General features: G+C 65.2%; 18 protein-coding genes. 8 read left to right on the top strand and 10 right to left on the bottom strand.

Translation table 11 applies throughout. The features are described 5' to 3' along the window. Positions 1 to 6: 6 nt before the first annotated feature. Positions 7 to 651: a YceH family protein gene (locus tag LOY33_RS09190; RefSeq protein WP_043863038.1), complete on the top strand. Its 645-nt coding sequence runs from the start codon at positions 7 to 9 to the stop codon at positions 649 to 651. An 87-nt stretch (positions 652 to 738) separates the two neighbouring features. Here LOY33_RS09190 and LOY33_RS09185 read toward each other — a convergent pair whose 3' ends face one another. Next, on the bottom strand, positions 739 to 1,554 hold the full coding sequence (locus LOY33_RS09185; RefSeq protein ID WP_054915709.1) for a shikimate 5-dehydrogenase: 816 nt from the start codon (positions 1,552 to 1,554) through the stop codon (positions 739 to 741). Positions 1,555 to 1,745: 191 nt separating this feature from the next. Between LOY33_RS09185 and LOY33_RS09180 the strand changes: the two genes are divergently transcribed. The 6 genes from LOY33_RS09180 to LOY33_RS09155 all read left to right on the top strand — a co-directional run bounded on the left by LOY33_RS09180 (position 1,746) and on the right by LOY33_RS09155 (position 7,871). Then, a complete protein-coding gene (locus LOY33_RS09180; protein WP_054915708.1) occupies positions 1,746 to 2,111 on the top strand; it encodes a hypothetical protein in 366 nt (121 codons plus the stop codon). 121 nt (positions 2,112 to 2,232) lie between these two features. After that, on the top strand, positions 2,233 to 2,421 hold the full coding sequence (locus tag LOY33_RS09175) for a hypothetical protein (protein ID WP_043863041.1): 189 nt from the start codon (positions 2,233 to 2,235) through the stop codon (positions 2,419 to 2,421). 191 nt (positions 2,422 to 2,612) lie between these two features. Continuing rightward, positions 2,613 to 3,536 carry a D-alanyl-D-alanine endopeptidase gene (gene pbpG, locus LOY33_RS09170; RefSeq protein ID WP_043863168.1) on the top strand — a complete coding sequence of 308 codons (924 nt, stop codon included), beginning with the start codon at positions 2,613 to 2,615 and terminating at the stop codon, positions 3,534 to 3,536. A gap of 185 nt (positions 3,537 to 3,721) precedes the next feature. Then, the gene (gene pvdM / locus LOY33_RS09165) at positions 3,722 to 5,074 is read left to right on the top strand and encodes a pyoverdine-tailoring dipeptidase-like protein PvdM (RefSeq protein ID WP_258662479.1); all 1,353 of its coding nucleotides are present in this window, start codon (positions 3,722 to 3,724) and stop codon (positions 5,072 to 5,074) included. A gap of 18 nt (positions 5,075 to 5,092) precedes the next feature. Further along, on the top strand, positions 5,093 to 6,376 hold the full coding sequence (locus LOY33_RS09160) for an aminotransferase class V-fold PLP-dependent enzyme (RefSeq protein ID WP_213607274.1): 1,284 nt from the start codon (positions 5,093 to 5,095) through the stop codon (positions 6,374 to 6,376). Between the two features lie 160 nt (positions 6,377 to 6,536). Continuing rightward, positions 6,537 to 7,871 (top strand): lysine N(6)-hydroxylase/L-ornithine N(5)-oxygenase family protein, encoded by a 1,335-nt coding sequence (locus LOY33_RS09155; RefSeq protein ID WP_104572292.1) that lies wholly within the window; start codon positions 6,537 to 6,539, stop codon positions 7,869 to 7,871. A 15-nt stretch (positions 7,872 to 7,886) separates the two neighbouring features. On the opposite strand, the gene LOY33_RS09150 is transcribed toward LOY33_RS09155, so the two are convergent. The 9 genes from LOY33_RS09150 to LOY33_RS09110 all read right to left on the bottom strand — a co-directional run bounded on the left by LOY33_RS09150 (position 7,887) and on the right by LOY33_RS09110 (position 14,250). After that, positions 7,887 to 8,966 (bottom strand): DUF1615 domain-containing protein, encoded by a 1,080-nt coding sequence (locus LOY33_RS09150; protein ID WP_043863043.1) that lies wholly within the window; start codon positions 8,964 to 8,966, stop codon positions 7,887 to 7,889. A gap of 63 nt (positions 8,967 to 9,029) precedes the next feature. Then, the gene (locus LOY33_RS09145) at positions 9,030 to 9,698 is read right to left on the bottom strand and encodes a hypothetical protein (RefSeq protein WP_054915706.1); all 669 of its coding nucleotides are present in this window, start codon (positions 9,696 to 9,698) and stop codon (positions 9,030 to 9,032) included. A 78-nt stretch (positions 9,699 to 9,776) separates the two neighbouring features. Continuing rightward, positions 9,777 to 10,271, bottom strand: a complete 495-nt coding sequence (locus LOY33_RS09140) for a DUF1543 domain-containing protein (protein ID WP_043863045.1) — start codon at positions 10,269 to 10,271, stop codon at positions 9,777 to 9,779. A gap of 13 nt (positions 10,272 to 10,284) precedes the next feature. Next, entirely contained in the window at positions 10,285 to 10,836 is a 552-nt protein-coding gene (locus LOY33_RS09135; RefSeq protein ID WP_043863046.1) for a hydrolase, read from the bottom strand. A 117-nt stretch (positions 10,837 to 10,953) separates the two neighbouring features. Next, the gene (locus tag LOY33_RS09130; protein ID WP_043863047.1) at positions 10,954 to 11,673 is read right to left on the bottom strand and encodes a thioesterase II family protein; all 720 of its coding nucleotides are present in this window, start codon (positions 11,671 to 11,673) and stop codon (positions 10,954 to 10,956) included. A 10-nt stretch (positions 11,674 to 11,683) separates the two neighbouring features. Continuing rightward, a complete protein-coding gene (locus LOY33_RS09125) occupies positions 11,684 to 11,908 on the bottom strand; it encodes an MbtH family protein (RefSeq protein WP_043863048.1) in 225 nt (74 codons plus the stop codon). Between the two features lie 122 nt (positions 11,909 to 12,030). Next, on the bottom strand, positions 12,031 to 13,059 hold the full coding sequence (locus LOY33_RS09120) for an endonuclease/exonuclease/phosphatase family protein (RefSeq protein ID WP_258662477.1): 1,029 nt from the start codon (positions 13,057 to 13,059) through the stop codon (positions 12,031 to 12,033). A gap of 39 nt (positions 13,060 to 13,098) precedes the next feature. Continuing rightward, positions 13,099 to 13,377, bottom strand: a complete 279-nt coding sequence (locus tag LOY33_RS09115; RefSeq protein WP_258662476.1) for a hypothetical protein — start codon at positions 13,375 to 13,377, stop codon at positions 13,099 to 13,101. Positions 13,378 to 13,395: 18 nt separating this feature from the next. Beyond that, positions 13,396 to 14,250 carry a hypothetical protein gene (locus LOY33_RS09110; RefSeq protein ID WP_253087348.1) on the bottom strand — a complete coding sequence of 285 codons (855 nt, stop codon included), beginning with the start codon at positions 14,248 to 14,250 and terminating at the stop codon, positions 13,396 to 13,398. A gap of 247 nt (positions 14,251 to 14,497) precedes the next feature. Here LOY33_RS09110 and LOY33_RS09105 point away from each other — a divergent pair, with 247 nt between their 5' ends. Further along, positions 14,498 to 15,112, top strand: coding sequence for a LysE family transporter (locus LOY33_RS09105; protein ID WP_043863051.1), 615 nt, complete (start codon positions 14,498 to 14,500; stop codon positions 15,110 to 15,112). The last annotated feature ends 45 nt before the right edge of the window (positions 15,113 to 15,157 follow it).

Below are 15,157 nucleotides of genomic sequence, written 5' to 3'. Positions count from 1 at the left end.
CGCGCGATGAGCACTGAGTTGGACACCCCCGTTGACGAGCAGCGCCTCGACAGCACGCAAATCCGTATCCTCGGCGCCTTGATCGAAAAGCAGGCCACCAGCCCCGAAACCTACCCCCTCACCCTCAACGCCGTGGTGCTGGCCTGCAACCAGAAGACCAGCCGCGAGCCGGTGATGAACCTGACCCAGGGCCAGGTCGGCCAGAGCCTGCGTGCCCTCGAAAGCCAGGGCCTGGCGCGCCTGCAGATGGGCAGCCGGGCCGACCGCTGGGAGCACCGCGTCGACAAGGCGCTGGAGCTGGTACCGGCGCAACAGGTGCTGCTGGGGCTGATGTTCCTGCGCGGGCCGCAGACTGTCAGCGAGCTGCTGACGCGCAGCAACCGCATGCATGAATTCGAGGATGCCGAACAGGTGCTGCATCAGCTGGAGCGCCTGGTAGCCCGGGGCTTTGCCCTGCACCTGCCGCGCCAGCCAGGCCAGCGCGAAGACCGCTACACCCATGCCTTCGGCGACCCGGCCGACATCGAAGCGATTCTGGCGGCACGCCAGCAAGGCGCGGAACGCCCTGTCGGCGGCGTGTCGGCCGAGCGCATCGAGGCACTGGAGGCGCGTATCGCGGCGCTGGAAGAACGCCTGGCGCAGCTGGAGTAGCCAGCTCGGCACAGGGTCGAGCAATGCTTTGCGGGAGCGCGTTCAGTCGCTCCCGCTCACTGCCTGGCGCGAACCTGCCTGCAGGGCTCAATCGCCCCGCGCAAACGCCACCGCTTCGGCGATCTGCCGTGAATCGGGGCGCACCCCGGTATACAGCACGAACTGCTCCAGCGCCTGCAGCGCAATCACCTCCAGCCCGCTAACCACTGGTTTGCCAGCAGCCTGGGCGGCCACGATCAAGGGCGTCTGCGCCGGCATCGCCACCACGTCGAACACCGCCTGCGCCGCCTCGATCTGCTCGTGCTCGAAGGCCAGTTGCTGCGCCTCGGCCCCGCCCGCCATGCCGATCGGCGTCACGTTCACCAGCAACCGGGCCCTCACACCGTGTGGCTCGGCCTGCCAGCGATAGCCACAGGTGCGGGCCAACCGCTCGCCAGCCTCGCGATTGCGCGCAACGATCGTGCCGTCGCTGAAACCGGCATCGCGCAGCGCGCACGCCACCGCCTTGGCCATGCCGCCGCTGCCGCGCAGCGCCACGCTCCATGCAGGGTCCAGGCGATGCTGGTGGATCAGTTGACGCACCGCCAGGTAGTCGGTGTTGAAGCCCTTGAGATGCCCCTGGGTGTTGACCAGCGTGTTCACCGAATCGATGGCCGCCGCCGAGGGGTCCAGCTCATCGAGCAACGCAATGCAGGCCTCCTTGAACGGCATCGACACACCGCACCCACGCACACCCAGCGCGCGAATGCCGGCCACGGCGGCCGGCAGGTCGGTGGTGGTCATGGCCTTGTAGTAGTAATCCAGCCCCAGCTGCTGGTACAGATGGTTATGAAAGCGCACGCCGAAGGTACCGGGGCGCCCGGCCAGGGACATGCACAAAACGGTGTCTTTGCTGGGGGTCATCGATTGGCTCCTGAAACGGCTGGGGCACCAGTATGCACTCACTGCGCACCGAACCGTTGATCGGGGCTTACACAACCTTTACTCAACGCCCGTGCCATTTTTCCGGGGGCTGCGGTCTTATGGGTATCCCCGCGCCACGTCTTGGGTGTCTCGACAGCACCAGCGCCGGGGCTGCAAACCGAGGAGTCTTCATGAACCGTCACATCCCGAGAATCGCCCTGCTGGTTGGCGCCCTGGCCGTCTGCGGGCAAGCGGCCGCCCACGGTGGTGGCGGCGGCTGGCACGGCGGTGCCGGCCCGGTGCTTGGCGCGGCCGTCGTCGGTGCCGTGGTGGGTGCGGTGGTGTCCGGCAATCACGACCGTACCGTCTACGTCGAGCGCCAGCCGGCCTACTACGGTCCCCCGCCGGTGTATGTCCAGGCCCCGCCGCCGCCGGTGTACTACCAGCCGTACCCGCCGTATCCGGTAGTGGAGCGCTACGTACCGGTGCCGCCGCCGTATTATCGCGAGCGCTACTACGGCCCGCCACCGGTGTACTACGGACCGCCCCGCTGGTAGCACCGGCCCAGCGCCCTGCCTGCGGGCAGGGCGCAGGCTGTCGGGGAAACCGCCCGCATTGGCTTGATCGCCGTTCAGGCCTAGGCTGGCATACCCTCACAGCCTGAACCCAGGAGTTCGCATGACCGCTGAAAAAGGATTTCCAGCCCCGCTCGACCCAGCCCAACACCCCCTTGCCGCCGCGCAGCAGATGACCCTCGCGATCATCCTCAGCGGCCAGTACAAGCTGCCGCAGACGCCCGCCAAGGCGGCCGAGGCAGGTCACGAGCTGCTCAAGGCCGTCACCGCCGGCTACCTCAAGTCCCGCTAAGGTCCCGCTCGGCTGGTTCGGCACGCCGATCCAGCCGCTGCAAACGAAGCCCAGGGTTAAATAAATTTCATAGTTCGCCCAATGTTTACGGGGCAATCGACACAGACTCGACCATACTCCTAGAATGTAACGGCTTGTAATAAAAAACCCGTGTACAGCCAACGACATACCTACATTTAGTGAGCACCAACGTGAAAACCTCCCTGTCTATTCTCAGCCTGCTGCTGATGCTCACTGGCACTGCCAGCGTCACGTCGAACGCTGTTGCCCAACCGGCCCCCCAGGTCCAGCGCGACCCTGCCAAGCTGCACCTGGCCTCGGGCAGTGCACTGCTGATCGACCTGCAGACCAACAAGGTGCTCTATGCGAGCAACCCGGACCGTGTGGTGCCGATCGCCTCGGTCACCAAACTGATGACCGCGATGGTTGTGCTCGATGCCAAGCAGGCCATGGACGAACCCCTGACCATCACCATCGCCCAGACCAAGGAAATGAAGGGCGTGTACTCGCGGGTTCGCCTGGGTAGCGAGCTGAACCGTCGCGACACCCTGCTGATTACCCTGATGTCCTCGGAAAACCGGGCCGCCGCGACCCTTGCGCACCACTACCCCGGTGGCTACGCCGCCTTCATCAAGGCCATGAACGCCAAGGCCAAGGCCCTGGGCATGAGCCATACCCGCTATGTGGAACCCACCGGCCTGTCGACCAGCAACGTGTCCACCGCCCGCGACCTGAGCAAGCTGCTGCTGGCCGCGCGCAGCTACCCGCTGCTGAGCGAGCTGAGCACCACCCGCGAAAAGACCGTGGCCTTCAAGAAACCCAACTACACCCTGGGCTTTCGCAACACCGACCACCTGGTCAACAAGAGCAACTGGGACATCAAGCTGACCAAGACCGGCTTCACCAACGAGGCCGGCCATTGCCTGGTGCTGCTGACGCGGATGGACAATCGCCCGGTGGCCATGGTGATACTCGATGCCTTCGGCAAGTACACCCATTTCGCCGATGCCAGCCGCATGCGCCAATGGCTGGAAACCGGCGACGCCAAACCCGCCCCGGCCGTCGCGATCCGCTACAAGGCCGAACGCAGCCAGAACCGCCCTGCGGTCGACTGATCGCACACACTGCCGTGCCTCGCGCACGGCAGACACCCCACCCGCCAAGAGCGTGAAGCCACAACTCCGAGCGCGCGCCGGAGGTTGTAAATTTAGCCCTCCATCAATCGTCCTTCCCCTGACACCCGACCTTCGCCTGACACAGCCAGGCCGTCGGACCGATCAGTACTGCGACCGAGATGGCAATGACCAGAAACCGTTCCCGAAAAGCCCTGTACATCGGCCTGCCGCTTGCCCTGGCAGCAGTCGTGGGCGCAGCCGCCGCTGGCTACCTGTACTGGAAGCAAGGGCCTGCCTACCCCCGCGAGATCGTCGAGCAGGCCAATGCCCTGCACGAGCACATGCTGTCCTTCGATAGCCACGTCACCGTACCGCTGGACATGGGCACCGCTGGCCACGAGGTGGACAAGAACAGCGGCGGCCAGCTCGATCTGGTCAAGGCCGGCCAGGGGCGACTATCCGGCGCGGCGCTGACGATCTTCGGCTGGCCCGAACTGTGGAACGGCCCGAATGCGCCCCACCGCCCCACTCCGGGATTTGTCGACGAGGCCCGCCACCAACAGGAGGTGCGCTACAAGATCATCAGCGCCATGGTGCGCGACTTCCCCAACCAGATCGGCATCGCCTACACCCCCGACGACATGCGCCGCCTGCATGGCGAGGGCAGGTTCGCCATCTTCATCAGCATGCTCAACGCCTACCCACTGGGAAACGACCTGTCCCAGCTCGACCTGTGGGCGGCCCGTGGCATGCGCATGTTCGGCTTCAGCTACACCGGCAACAATGACTGGGCGGACTCCTCGCGGCCGCTGCCGTTCTTCAACGACACCGCTGACGCCCTGGGCGGGCTGTCGCCAATCGGCAAGCAGGCGGTCAAGCGCCTGAACGATCTGGGGGTGATCATCGATGTCTCGCAGATGTCGACCCTGGCCCTGGAGGACGTGGCTCGCCTGAGCCGCACCCCGATCGTGGCCTCGCACTCGGCGCCACGGGCGTTGGTAGATATCCCGCGTAACCTCAGCGACAAGGAACTGAAACTGATCAGGGACAGCGACGGCGTGGTCCAGGTCGTCGGCTTCGGCACCTATCTCAAGCCCCTGAGCAAACCGACCCTGGACAAACTCGAGGCTCTGCGCGCCCGCTTCGACCTGCAGCCCCTGCAGGGGCTGGCCAATGCGCTGATGCCGGGCGATGCGGTGATTGCGATCTGGCCCGAGGCGCGCTTTGGCGAGTATGCCGGCAACCTCTACGGCATCATCGATGAGGAGCCCAAGGCCACCCTCAAGGATTTCGGCGATGCAATCGACTACGTCGTGAAGAAGATCGGCATCGACCATGTGGGCATCAGCTCGGACTTTAACGACGGTGGCGGCCTGGACGGCTGGAAGGACGCCAGCGAAACCCGCAACGTGACTGCCGAACTGCTCAGCCGCGGCTACTCCGAAGCAGACATCGCCAAGCTGTGGGGTGGCAACTTCCTGCGCGTGTGGGCCCAGGTGCAAAAAGCCGCACAACCCGTTGCCACGCTAGCCCCCTGACCCTTATCGAGCGCCGACATGACCGACCGTCGTACATTCCTCAAGCAGGCCGGGGTACTTGCCGCCAGCCTGCCGCTAGGCACCAGCCTGCTGCCTGCCGCCCAGGCGGCCCCTACCGCGCAGCTAAACGGCCCGGACAAATGGCGAAACCTGCGTCAACTGTTCCCGCTGGACCCGAATGTGGCCCACTTCGCCAACTTCCTGGTCACCGCCCACCCCAGGCCGGTTCAGGAGGCCATCGATCGGTTTCGTGCCGAAGTCGATCTCAATCCCGCCGAGCAGATGGACTGGGAAAGCCAGAACGAGTGGAAGCGTGAAGGCGAAGTGCGCAACTGGGCGGCCCGTTATCTGGAGGTCAAGCCCCGCCAGATCGCCCTTACCGGCAGTACCACCGAAGGGCTGGGCATGATCTACGGTGGCTTGCAGGTGGGCCCCGGGCAAGAGATCCTGACCACCGAGCACGAGCATTACTCCACGCATAAATGCCTGGCCTTCCGCCACCAGCGCCAGGGCACGTCCGTGCGCAAACTGCGCCTGTTCGAGCAGCCCTGGCAGGTGTCCACCGACCAGGTGCTGAGCACAATCGACCAGAATATCCGCCCCAACACCCGCGTGCTCGGCATGACCTGGGTGCACTCGGGCAGCGGGGTCAAGTTGCCGGTGGGCGAGATCGGCGCTCTGGTGCGCCGCCACAATCGCGAACGCAGCGAGCAGGACCGCATCCTGTATGTGATCGACGGCGTGCATGGGTTCGGCGTGGACAACCAGCGCTTCGACGACTTCAACTGCGACTATTTCATCGCTGGCACCCACAAGTGGATGTTCGGTCCGCGGGGTACGGGAATCATCTGCGCCGCCTCGGAAAAAATGCAGCATCTGGTGCCCACCTTCGCGACCTTCTCCGAGGATGAGGACTTCGCCACCATCATGACCCCCGGGGGCTACCACGCCTTCGAGCATCGATGGGCACTGGGCAAGGCCTTCGAACTGCACCTGCAACTGGGCAAGGCGCAGGTGCAGGCACGCATCCACCAGCTCAACACCGCGCTCAAACAGCGCCTGCTCGAACACAAGGCGATCGAGCTGGTGACCCCGTTGAGCACCGAGTACTCCGCTGGGTTTACTTTCCTGCGCATCAAGGACCACGACGCCCGCGCCGTGGCCGCCCATCTGGTACGCAACCGCGTGATGGTCGATGCCGTCTCCCGCGATGCCGGGCCGGTGATCCGCTTCGCACCCGGCCTGCTCAACGACGAACAGCAGATCGATCGGGCCATGGCCCTGCTGACCCAATACCTCTGACAGAGCCCGTTTCCAGCCCTGCCGCCGGGCGGCAGGGCTCCCTGAAGCAGGGTCAGCGGTAAATTCCAAGCCTCACAGCTCGTTCTATCGGAGTACCTGAGCAGGATCAGGGGCGCAAAAAACTGGCGCCCCACCTCGACCACACACGGGAGCCGCACCCATGAACCAGCCCTCAACATCCGAAACAATCCACGACCTGATCGGCGTCGGCTTCGGCCCCTCCAACCTGGCCCTGGCCATCGCCCTGGAAGAACTCGCCCAGACCAACGGCCATGCCCTCGATGCGCTGTTCATCGACAAGCAGAGCGACTACCGCTGGCACGGCAACACCCTGGCCACCCAGAGCGAACTGCAGATTTCCTTCCTCAAGGACCTGGTGTCCCTGCGCAACCCCACCAGCCCCTACAGCTTCGTCAACTACCTGCACCAGAAGAAGCGCCTGGCCGACTTCATCAACCTGGGCACCTTCTACCCCTGCCGCCTGGAGTACAACGACTACCTGCGCTGGGCCGCCGAGCACTTCGCCACCCAGGCGGTGTATGGCGAGGAGATCCTGCGCGTGGAACCTGAACTGCTGGACGGGCGTATCGACCACCTGCGCGTGATCTCCCGCAGCGCCCAGGGCCATGAACGACTGCGCCGGGCACGCTCGGTGGTGGTGGGCAGCGGCGGCACGCCGAAGATCCCGCCGGTATTCGCGCCCTTCAAGGACGATCCGCGCGTGTTCCACCACTCCCAGTACCTGAACAGCCTGGAACAACTGCCGTGCACCCAGGGCAAGCCCATGCGCATCGCGATCATCGGCTCGGGGCAAAGCGCCGCCGAGGCCTTGATCGACCTGAACGACAGCTACCCGTCGGTCAAGGCCGACATGATCCTGCGCGGCTCGGCACTCAAGCCGGCCGATGACAGCCCGTTCGTCAACGAGGTCTTCACCCCCGACTACACCGACCTGGTGTTCAACCAGCCCCAGGCCGAGCGTGCCAAGCTGATCTCCGAGTACCACAACACCAACTACTCGGTAGTGGACATCGACCTGATCGAACGCATCTACGGCATGCTCTACCGTCAGAAAGTCGCCCATCAGTACCGTCACGCCGTTCTGTGCCGACGCAACATCGAGGCCGCCGTCAGCACCGACAAGGGCATCGAGCTGACCCTGCGCGACCTGGCCACCGGCATCCAGCAGACCCACGTGTACGACGCGGTGATTCTTGCCACCGGCTATGAGCGCCGCTCCCATCGCGAGCTGCTGGCGCCGCTGCAACAGCACCTCAAGGACTTCGAAGTGGACCGCGACTATCGCGTGCTGGCCAGCCCGGAGCTCAACGCGGCGGTCTACCTGCAGGGCTTCTGCGAAGCGTCACACGGCCTGAGCGATACCCTGCTGTCGGTACTGCCGGTGCGCGCAGCCGAGATCGGCCAGTCGCTGTACCAGAGCCTGGGCCAGCGCGCCAGCAACGCCCGCGCCAGCGCGACCCTGGCCAGCGCCTGAGCCTGCCCCGTGCTATCAGCGCTGCATGCAGCGCCGATAGCGCTCATCCACCCGTTTGGCAAACCATGCAGTGGTCAGCTTTCGGGTGATCTTGGGGCTCTTGAGTTCGATGCCTGGCAACTGCGCCCGCGGCAACGGCTTGCCCGCAGCCGCCTCGGCCAGTGCATACACCCGCTGATACAGCCGCGTGCGCTCGAATGCCAGGCTGTCCCCCTCCTCCAGCTGACTGCGAATGGTCGGGTTGCGCAGGCCGAGCCTGTCACCCAGGCGCCGTACCGCCTGTTCGGTGGCCCCCGGAAAAATCGCCCCTGGCGCGATCAGGTCGCCGTCCAGCGCCAGTTCCACGCCCGACGCCTGGCTGACCGCATGCTGGAACGCCGCGTTGCGGCTTGCGTACCAGCCTGCATTGAAGTCGGCAAACCGATACAGCGGCTGCTCGTAGCTGGCTGGGTAACCCAGCAGATGGGCGATGCCGAAGTACAGCCCGCCGCGCCGAGTGAACACTTCCTGGCGCAGGGTGCCGCTGTAGGCATAGGGGTAGTCCTGGGCGTGGCGTTCGGCGAACGCGATGCTGACCTGCATCGGCCCCCCGGTGCGCACCGGGTTCAGGTCGCCGAGCAAGGTACGCCCAAGCGGCAGCGAACCGATCAGGTCGTCGAACAGTGCACTCAGTTGCTTCTCGCTGCGCACCGCCGCCAGTCGCTGGCTGTAGGTTCTGCCATCGGGCGAGTGGGTTTGCAGCGCGGCCTCCACCAGCCGCTGCGGAACATGCAGACGCGCCGCACGCCGGTCGATCTCGGCGCGGGCAATGCGCCCCAGGCCGGGCACTTGCGGGTCGGCCTGGTAGGTCGACTCCTGCTCGGTCACCGCCAGCACCGCGCACAGGTTGCTGCGGCTGGGGTCGAGCTTCTGTGCGGCAAACGCCGTTTGAATGTCCGCCGCCCACCCTTCACGGTCACCAGTGGCGGCTGGCATCAGTGCAACCACCGTGGCGCGCACCTGGGCCGGCGTGGTCTGTTGCGCCCCACGCTGGCCGGCGCACCCCTGCAACAGCAGCGCCAGCGTGGCCAGCACCATCCATCCGCGTAAAGGCATACAGCCCCCGGCTATCGGTCGAGGGCCCCACAGTACACAGCCGGGGCCGGCCCGTGCAAACCGTCAGCAGCCCGGCTTGGTCAACTCGGTGCCGATGGTGACCGCATTGACCTTGACCTTGTCGAAGCTGGCCTGCGCCACTTCATCGAAGGTGCGCTCGCAGTTGAAGCGGGTGTCCACCACAAAGTCGTCACCCTTGGCCTTCTGCATGGCCTCGCTCCAGTGACCGGCCGCCGCGCTGGCCTCATCATCCACCAGCACCACCTCCAGCAGCACTTCGGTAAACCCCACTGCCCGCGGTCCTTGCCAGAGCGCGTACACCGACGGGTCGGCGGCATTGCCGCACATGCTCAGGCAACTGGCGTAGAACTCCAGCCCGCCTCCCGAAGACCCGGCCATTGCACCGAACGTCAGGGGCTGCGCGGCCGGCGGCGCAAAGTCGCCGATGAACGTGCTCAGGTCTGCCTTGCAGGTGGACGAGAGCTCCATGCGCAGCTCGCTGACCGTGCCGCCGCCGGCCGTGGCGGTGATTTCGCAGCCTTGCACCTTGTAAGTATGGGTGTCGCCGAACGAGGTACGCGCAACACCGGCTACCGACTCGAAGAAACGCAGGTTGGTGCCCAGCATCTCGCCATTGAACACCTGGGCCACCGTGGCCTGGGCCAGGGCCAGATTCGGCAGAGCGCTGAGGGTGAGTGCGCAGCAGAAGCCAGACAGTGCACGTGAACGCATCGGAACATCCTGTAAGGGCAGAAAATTAAGCGCGTACTGTAATCCAGGCTAACGGCAAATAGCCATCAAGCTCGCCCATCAGCCCAGCACGATGTAGTCGCTGCGCTGCACCAGCGGGGCATGCTCGCCTGCAATCAGGCGCACGTATCGGCCACCGAGCTGGTCGATGGCGATGCAGTCATCCACGTCCATCACTGCATCGGTGTGCGCCTGGCTCCAGTGACGTGCCATGCGTTGCTTGCCGATGGCCTTGGCCTGGGCCTTGCTGGTGGCCACCACCAACAGGTACTGGTGCGCCTCGCCGAACGCACCGGGCTCGTAGCCGCCCAGGTTGATGAAATACAGGCGTGGCTCGCCGGCAGCCGGCTGCATGTCCGACCAGTGCAGCTTGTAGCCGTCGACCCCGTCGACCTCCAGCCAGGAATCGATATGCACGCCCCTGGCGCTGCCGAACCATTGCTCGCGCAATTGCGGGTAGGCCGCTTCGAGGGTCGGGGCCACCACGAACACCACATCGTGCACTTCGATGCGGGCCCGGGGGTGTTTGCCCCCCAGCATCACCACGAACAACATGATCCGCCCACCCTCAAGGTTGCTCGCCGACCAGGAAGGTCTTGCTGATGTGGCGAAATTTCTCGTGGCCCGCGCTGCCCAGCAGCTCGAACAGCACCATCTCGCGGGTCACGATCTGCGCGCCGGCATCACGCATGCGCTGCAGGCCGGCGCTCTTGCTGAGCAGGCTGCGGCTGTCGCAGGCGTCCTCCACCACGAACACCTGCCTGCCCAGCGCCAGCAGGCCGAGCACTGTCTGCAGCACGCACACGTGGGTTTCCATGCCGCACACAATCACCTGGTGGCGGGCCAGCAGGCTGGCGGGCAGGCAGTCGGCAGCCACGCAGGAAAAGTGCACCTTTTCCACCACCTCGGCAGCGGGCGCCGCCTCGAGCAGCGCACCGACGGTGTGCCCGAGGCCCTTGGGATATTGTTCGGAAATCACCGTGGGCAACCCCAGTTCGGCCGTCGCCGCCAGCAACCAGCGGGTACGGGCCAGCGTGCCGGCCGGGTCGCTGACCGCGCCGATGAGTTTTTCCTGAACGTCGATGACCAGCAGCGTGGCCTGGGTAGGGTCGATCAGCATTGCGTGCGCTCCATGGCGGGCGCCGGGGCGATGGGTGTCACCACCAGGCGGCTTGCGGACAGAAACCCGGGCAGCGCGATGGCTGCCCGGGCCCGGTCGGATGCTACCACGCGAGGCTCATGCGGTCAGGCGGTGCGGCTCCAGGGCCTGGCTGAGCACGCCCAGCACCTGTTCTTCATGCTCATGGATGAAGAAGTGCCCGCCGGGGAAGAGCGCCAGCGAGAAATCACCCTGGCTCTCCTGACGCCAGGCCAGCAACTGTTCCTGGGTCGCGCGATCCTCCTCGCCCCCCAGCACATGCAGCGGGCAACGCAGTGCCGGGCGCTGCCGATAGGCGTAGCGTCCGCACAACAGAAAGTCTGCGCGCAACACCGGCAGGGTCAGGCTCATCAGTTCCTCGTTGCCCAGCACTTCCTCCGAAGTACCGCCCAGGGTGCGCAACTCTTCGATCAGTTGCGGGTCGCTCTTGGGTTCTCGCCAGCTTTCGTCGTCGTAGCCTTCACGACGGGTTGGCGCCGCCGTGCCGCTGGCAAACAACGCCACCGGTGGCGGGCAGCCCAGCGCCTGCAGCTCGTGCACCAGCTCGAACGCCAGCAGCGCCCCCAGGCTGTGCCCCAGCACCGCGTAGGGCTGGTGGGCGACAAGGCTCTGTTCGGCGGCCAGTTGCCGGGCCAGGGCCTGCATGTCGGTGTACAACGGCTCGCCAAGGCGTGCACCCCGCCCTGGCAGCTCCACCGGGCGCACGTTCAACCAGGCGGGCACCTTGCGCCGCCAGCGGCTGAAGACCATGGCGCTGGCACCCGAGTACGGCAGGCACAACAGGGTCAGTGACGACACGTGCCGCCCCTCACTGCGCCGCAGCGGTTTCGGCCATCTTCTGGCGCAGGCTCAGCGGGCGCATGTCGGTCCATACCTCATCGATGTACGCCAGGCACTCAGCCTTCAAACCGCTCTTGCCGACGGTGCGCCAGCCGTTGGGGATAGCCTTGTAGTCCGGCCAGATGGAGTACTGTTCCTCGTGGTTGACCACAACCTGGAACACGATATCGTCGCGATCGAATACGGAAGTCATTGCCTGTCTCCTTGGTTGAATGAGGCTCGTGGCGCGGGAGGCGTACGGGCGCTACTGGAGGAGACGAAGCGGCGTGCGGATAAATTAGCGACGCTGGGAAAATCCCGCGGCACCTGCCGGCGCTAGCAGTTGAAGGTCAGGTTGTAATGCACCGAGCGGTGGTCCGATGCCCCCGGCGCAGAGACGTTCCCCGGCGCCGGCACCTGCGAGGTGCCATTGGTCACCGCATAGTCCAGCATGTTGCTCGGCGCCACGCTGGGGTGGGTACTGCCGCCCGCCAGCTCGATACGGGCGATGTCTTCGGGCGACACCCAGTTGCCACGCGTCGGCACCGGGGGAGTGGTCGGTCGCGGATCGCGGTTGAAATCCCCCAGCAGCGCGAACGGCGTATCGGTGTGCCAGCTGATCTCCCTCAACATGCGCGCGGCGTTGACGCCCCCGCCGGAAATGGCATGCAGGTTGAAGATAGCCAGCTCCGGCGTGTTGCCCGCCAGCGCTCGTCGCCTCACACGCACCCCCATGGCCGGGCGGTAAAGGGGCGGGCCCGCCACCGGCAATTGCCCGTCCGAGATGATGGCCAGTTGGCTGACCATGAACTCGCCGGGGTCAGGCATCACGATCGCCAGGTTCACCCGCAACCGCTGCACATCGAGGAAGTAGATCAGGTAGCGCTCGGGCCGGCTGCGGGTGCCGGCCTGCCAGCTGTAGACATGGATGTCGTGGTGACTGCCGAACTGGTCGGCCACCCGTTCGGTGCGGCTGAACACCGCAGAATGCGGGGCAACGCCGACCTCCTGCAGAACCACCACATCGTTGCTGCGCAGCAGCGGCAGGACCCCGGTCAACCATTTGCTCTCGGTGCTGACCGATGCGCCCTGCAGGTTCCAGGTGGCCACCCGTATCGGGACCTCAGTGCGCGCGCTGCGACCTATTTCGATCTGTGCCGAGGGCCCTGCAGTGTTCAATCGGCTGTGGTAGTAATCACGAATGCGCCCATGCAGGCGAATGTGCGCATGCCACGGGCCGAAGATGGCCATGACCCCGTGCTGGAGCATGCGCAAGGGGTCGCCAGGATCCAGCAGGTGTGGCCCCTGTACGCTCCTTAGGCCATTCATGACCAGGGCATGGTGCACACGGTAGAGCCCGATCATCACGCCATGACGATACAGCCCTGGCGAGGCCTGCAGATGCTACAGCACCGTGGTGTCGCTGTACCAGCGGCGCAACAGGGTGGTCATGCATGCCCCATAGCCGGCCTGTGCCTCATGGTTGCTGCTGCGTATCAGGCGTGCCGAAACGATGTAGTTCAGGTAGACCAGGGTATGCACGCAGTCCCGGGGCCTGGCGGCGGCGAGCAGCGCCACCGCGTCCATGAACACCACGTCGACCTGCTCTTCGAACGCAACGGCCGGCATGTCGGGCACCAGGTTGTTGTCGATGTACAGGCCAATGACACGGTCAACGGGCATGGGAACACCTCCACCGGGTCAGGCCTTCTGGAACAGCGCAAACAGCTCGCCATCGAGCACGCCCAGCCCCACCCGCTCGGTAGCGGCCAGGTTGCTGCTGACCGTTGCCGGGCTGAGGGCATTGCCGTCATAGGCGTATTGATAGAGCGCGCGACCGTTGGCATTGGCAATGCTGCGGGTGAAGGCGAGTTTGAGCAGCCCCGCGTGAACCGTCACACCCGGCATGAACGGGTAGGCCTGCTCGATGAACACCCGTGGCTCGGTCCAGGCCTGCTTGCCGTCGTACTTCACCAACAGGGTCCGACCATCGCCATCCTTGTAGAACAGGTGGATCAGGCCCTGGTAGACAATGGCGATCGGGTCGTCGGGGGTGGTCACCGCTACCCCCCTGGCCCTGAGCACCGGGCCATTGCCCCAGTTTTCCAGGTCTTCACTGCTCAGGCACTCGATCTGCCTCGTGTGGCCGTGCCGATAGAAGGCGTGCAACCGCCCTTGAAACTCCACCAGCGACGGCGAGCCGTGCATGGGCTGACTCAACGTCATGGGCTCGAACCCCATGAGCGTGTCGTTGTAGGAGGCCAGGGTGTATTCACCCTGGTCATCGCTTCGAAACGCATGGACCTTGTCCTTGAACACAAAAAGCGCCAGTGACCTGCTCGGGGTCACCATCAGTGGCAGCACCGCCGGCGTCGTCCATACGTCGATGCCACTCACTTTCGCGACGAATTCGGCCACGTTGCCGTCGGCGTTGTAGGCGCAATAGAGCACGCCCCGGTGTACGACTACCCGGCAACCGCCAGCCACAGGCTGCGACTCGGTAGGGAAAGCACGGTTGAAGATGCCGTGCATGTTGGCTGCGTAACAAAGTTGCATCGCCTGCTCCAGAGGTACAAAGAGCCCCCAGTAGAACAGCGCAGCCCGGCCGGATCAGCCGGGCAAAGCCCAGCGTGTACGTGAGAAACCGGAAGTTGCACGGGCCCGGGCGTGACCTGCCGGGCTGGCAGCAGGCGCACATCGCTGTGCGATTGTTCGGGCCAGATGCACAACACGGGGTTCGCACCGGCGCAGCGCAGGCGTATCGTATGCACTCGAATCCTGATAGGTAACACGGAGTTTCCCCATGCTTGGCGTAACGGACTACGGTGCCTTCGTGATTGCCTTCCTGGTGCTGCTGGCGATCCCGGGGCCGGGCAATTTCGCGCTGATCACTGCCACCGGCAAGGGCGGCATCAAAGGCGGCCTGGGCGCCACCTTCGGCGTCATCCTGGGTGACCAGGTGCTGTTGTGGCTGGCCGTGGCCGGTGTGGCAGCGCTGCTCACCACCTACCCGGCAGCGTTCCATACCGTGCAATGGCTGGGTGCAGCGTACCTGGCCTACCTGGGCCTGCGCATGGCCCTGGCCAAACCCGGCAGCACGCCGGTACGGCCGATGAAGTCCAAGCACTACCTGCGCCAGACCATGATGATCACCCTGCTCAACCCCAAGGCGATCATGTTCTACATGGCGTTCTTTCCGCTGTTCGTCGACCCGGTCCGGCATCAGGGCTTCGTGACGTTCGGCTTCATGGCGGTGACCATTGCCGTGCTGACCTTCCTGTATGGCCTGGTGGCCGTGCTGCTGACCCACAACCTGGCCGCCCGCCTGCGCGCCAACCCCAAGGTCTCGAACCTGCTCGAACGCCTGGCCGGCATGTGCCTGGTGGGCTTCAGCATCAAGTTGGCGGTACTGCGCTAAACCCCTGGCGCGGGTCTACTACACTTGCCTGACCTTGAAGCGGCG

Source organism: Pseudomonas sp. B21-036, from assembly GCF_024748925.1.
Classification (GTDB): domain Bacteria; phylum Pseudomonadota; class Gammaproteobacteria; order Pseudomonadales; family Pseudomonadaceae; genus Aquipseudomonas; species Aquipseudomonas palmensis.
The sequence above is the reverse complement of the archived record's forward strand: the minus strand, read 5'-3'. Positions and strand labels throughout refer to the sequence as shown.

What these genes read in the sequence shown, in the direction of transcription:
- LOY33_RS09190 (WP_043863038.1), top strand. Translation starts at nt 7, where the DNA reads ATGAGCACTGAGTTGGACACCCCCGTTGACGAGCAGCGCCTCGACAGC.
- LOY33_RS09185 (WP_054915709.1), bottom strand. Translation starts at nt 1,554, where the DNA reads ATGACCCCCAGCAAAGACACCGTTTTGTGCATGTCCCTGGCCGGGCGC.
- LOY33_RS09180 (WP_054915708.1), top strand. Translation starts at nt 1,746, where the DNA reads ATGAACCGTCACATCCCGAGAATCGCCCTGCTGGTTGGCGCCCTGGCC.
- LOY33_RS09175 (WP_043863041.1), top strand. Translation starts at nt 2,233, where the DNA reads ATGACCGCTGAAAAAGGATTTCCAGCCCCGCTCGACCCAGCCCAACAC.
- pvdM (WP_258662479.1), top strand. Translation starts at nt 3,722, where the DNA reads ATGACCAGAAACCGTTCCCGAAAAGCCCTGTACATCGGCCTGCCGCTT.
- LOY33_RS09160 (WP_213607274.1), top strand. Translation starts at nt 5,093, where the DNA reads ATGACCGACCGTCGTACATTCCTCAAGCAGGCCGGGGTACTTGCCGCC.
- LOY33_RS09155 (WP_104572292.1), top strand. Translation starts at nt 6,537, where the DNA reads ATGAACCAGCCCTCAACATCCGAAACAATCCACGACCTGATCGGCGTC.
- LOY33_RS09150 (WP_043863043.1), bottom strand. Translation starts at nt 8,966, where the DNA reads ATGCCTTTACGCGGATGGATGGTGCTGGCCACGCTGGCGCTGCTGTTG.
- LOY33_RS09145 (WP_054915706.1), bottom strand. Translation starts at nt 9,698, where the DNA reads ATGCGTTCACGTGCACTGTCTGGCTTCTGCTGCGCACTCACCCTCAGC.
- LOY33_RS09140 (WP_043863045.1), bottom strand. Translation starts at nt 10,271, where the DNA reads ATGTTGTTCGTGGTGATGCTGGGGGGCAAACACCCCCGGGCCCGCATC.
- LOY33_RS09135 (WP_043863046.1), bottom strand. Translation starts at nt 10,836, where the DNA reads ATGCTGATCGACCCTACCCAGGCCACGCTGCTGGTCATCGACGTTCAG.
- LOY33_RS09125 (WP_043863048.1), bottom strand. Translation starts at nt 11,908, where the DNA reads ATGACTTCCGTATTCGATCGCGACGATATCGTGTTCCAGGTTGTGGTC.
- LOY33_RS09120 (WP_258662477.1), bottom strand. Translation starts at nt 13,059, where the DNA reads ATGATCGGGCTCTACCGTGTGCACCATGCCCTGGTCATGAATGGCCTA.
- LOY33_RS09115 (WP_258662476.1), bottom strand. Translation starts at nt 13,377, where the DNA reads ATGCCCGTTGACCGTGTCATTGGCCTGTACATCGACAACAACCTGGTG.
- LOY33_RS09110 (WP_253087348.1), bottom strand. Translation starts at nt 14,250, where the DNA reads ATGCAACTTTGTTACGCAGCCAACATGCACGGCATCTTCAACCGTGCT.
- LOY33_RS09105 (WP_043863051.1), top strand. Translation starts at nt 14,498, where the DNA reads ATGCTTGGCGTAACGGACTACGGTGCCTTCGTGATTGCCTTCCTGGTG.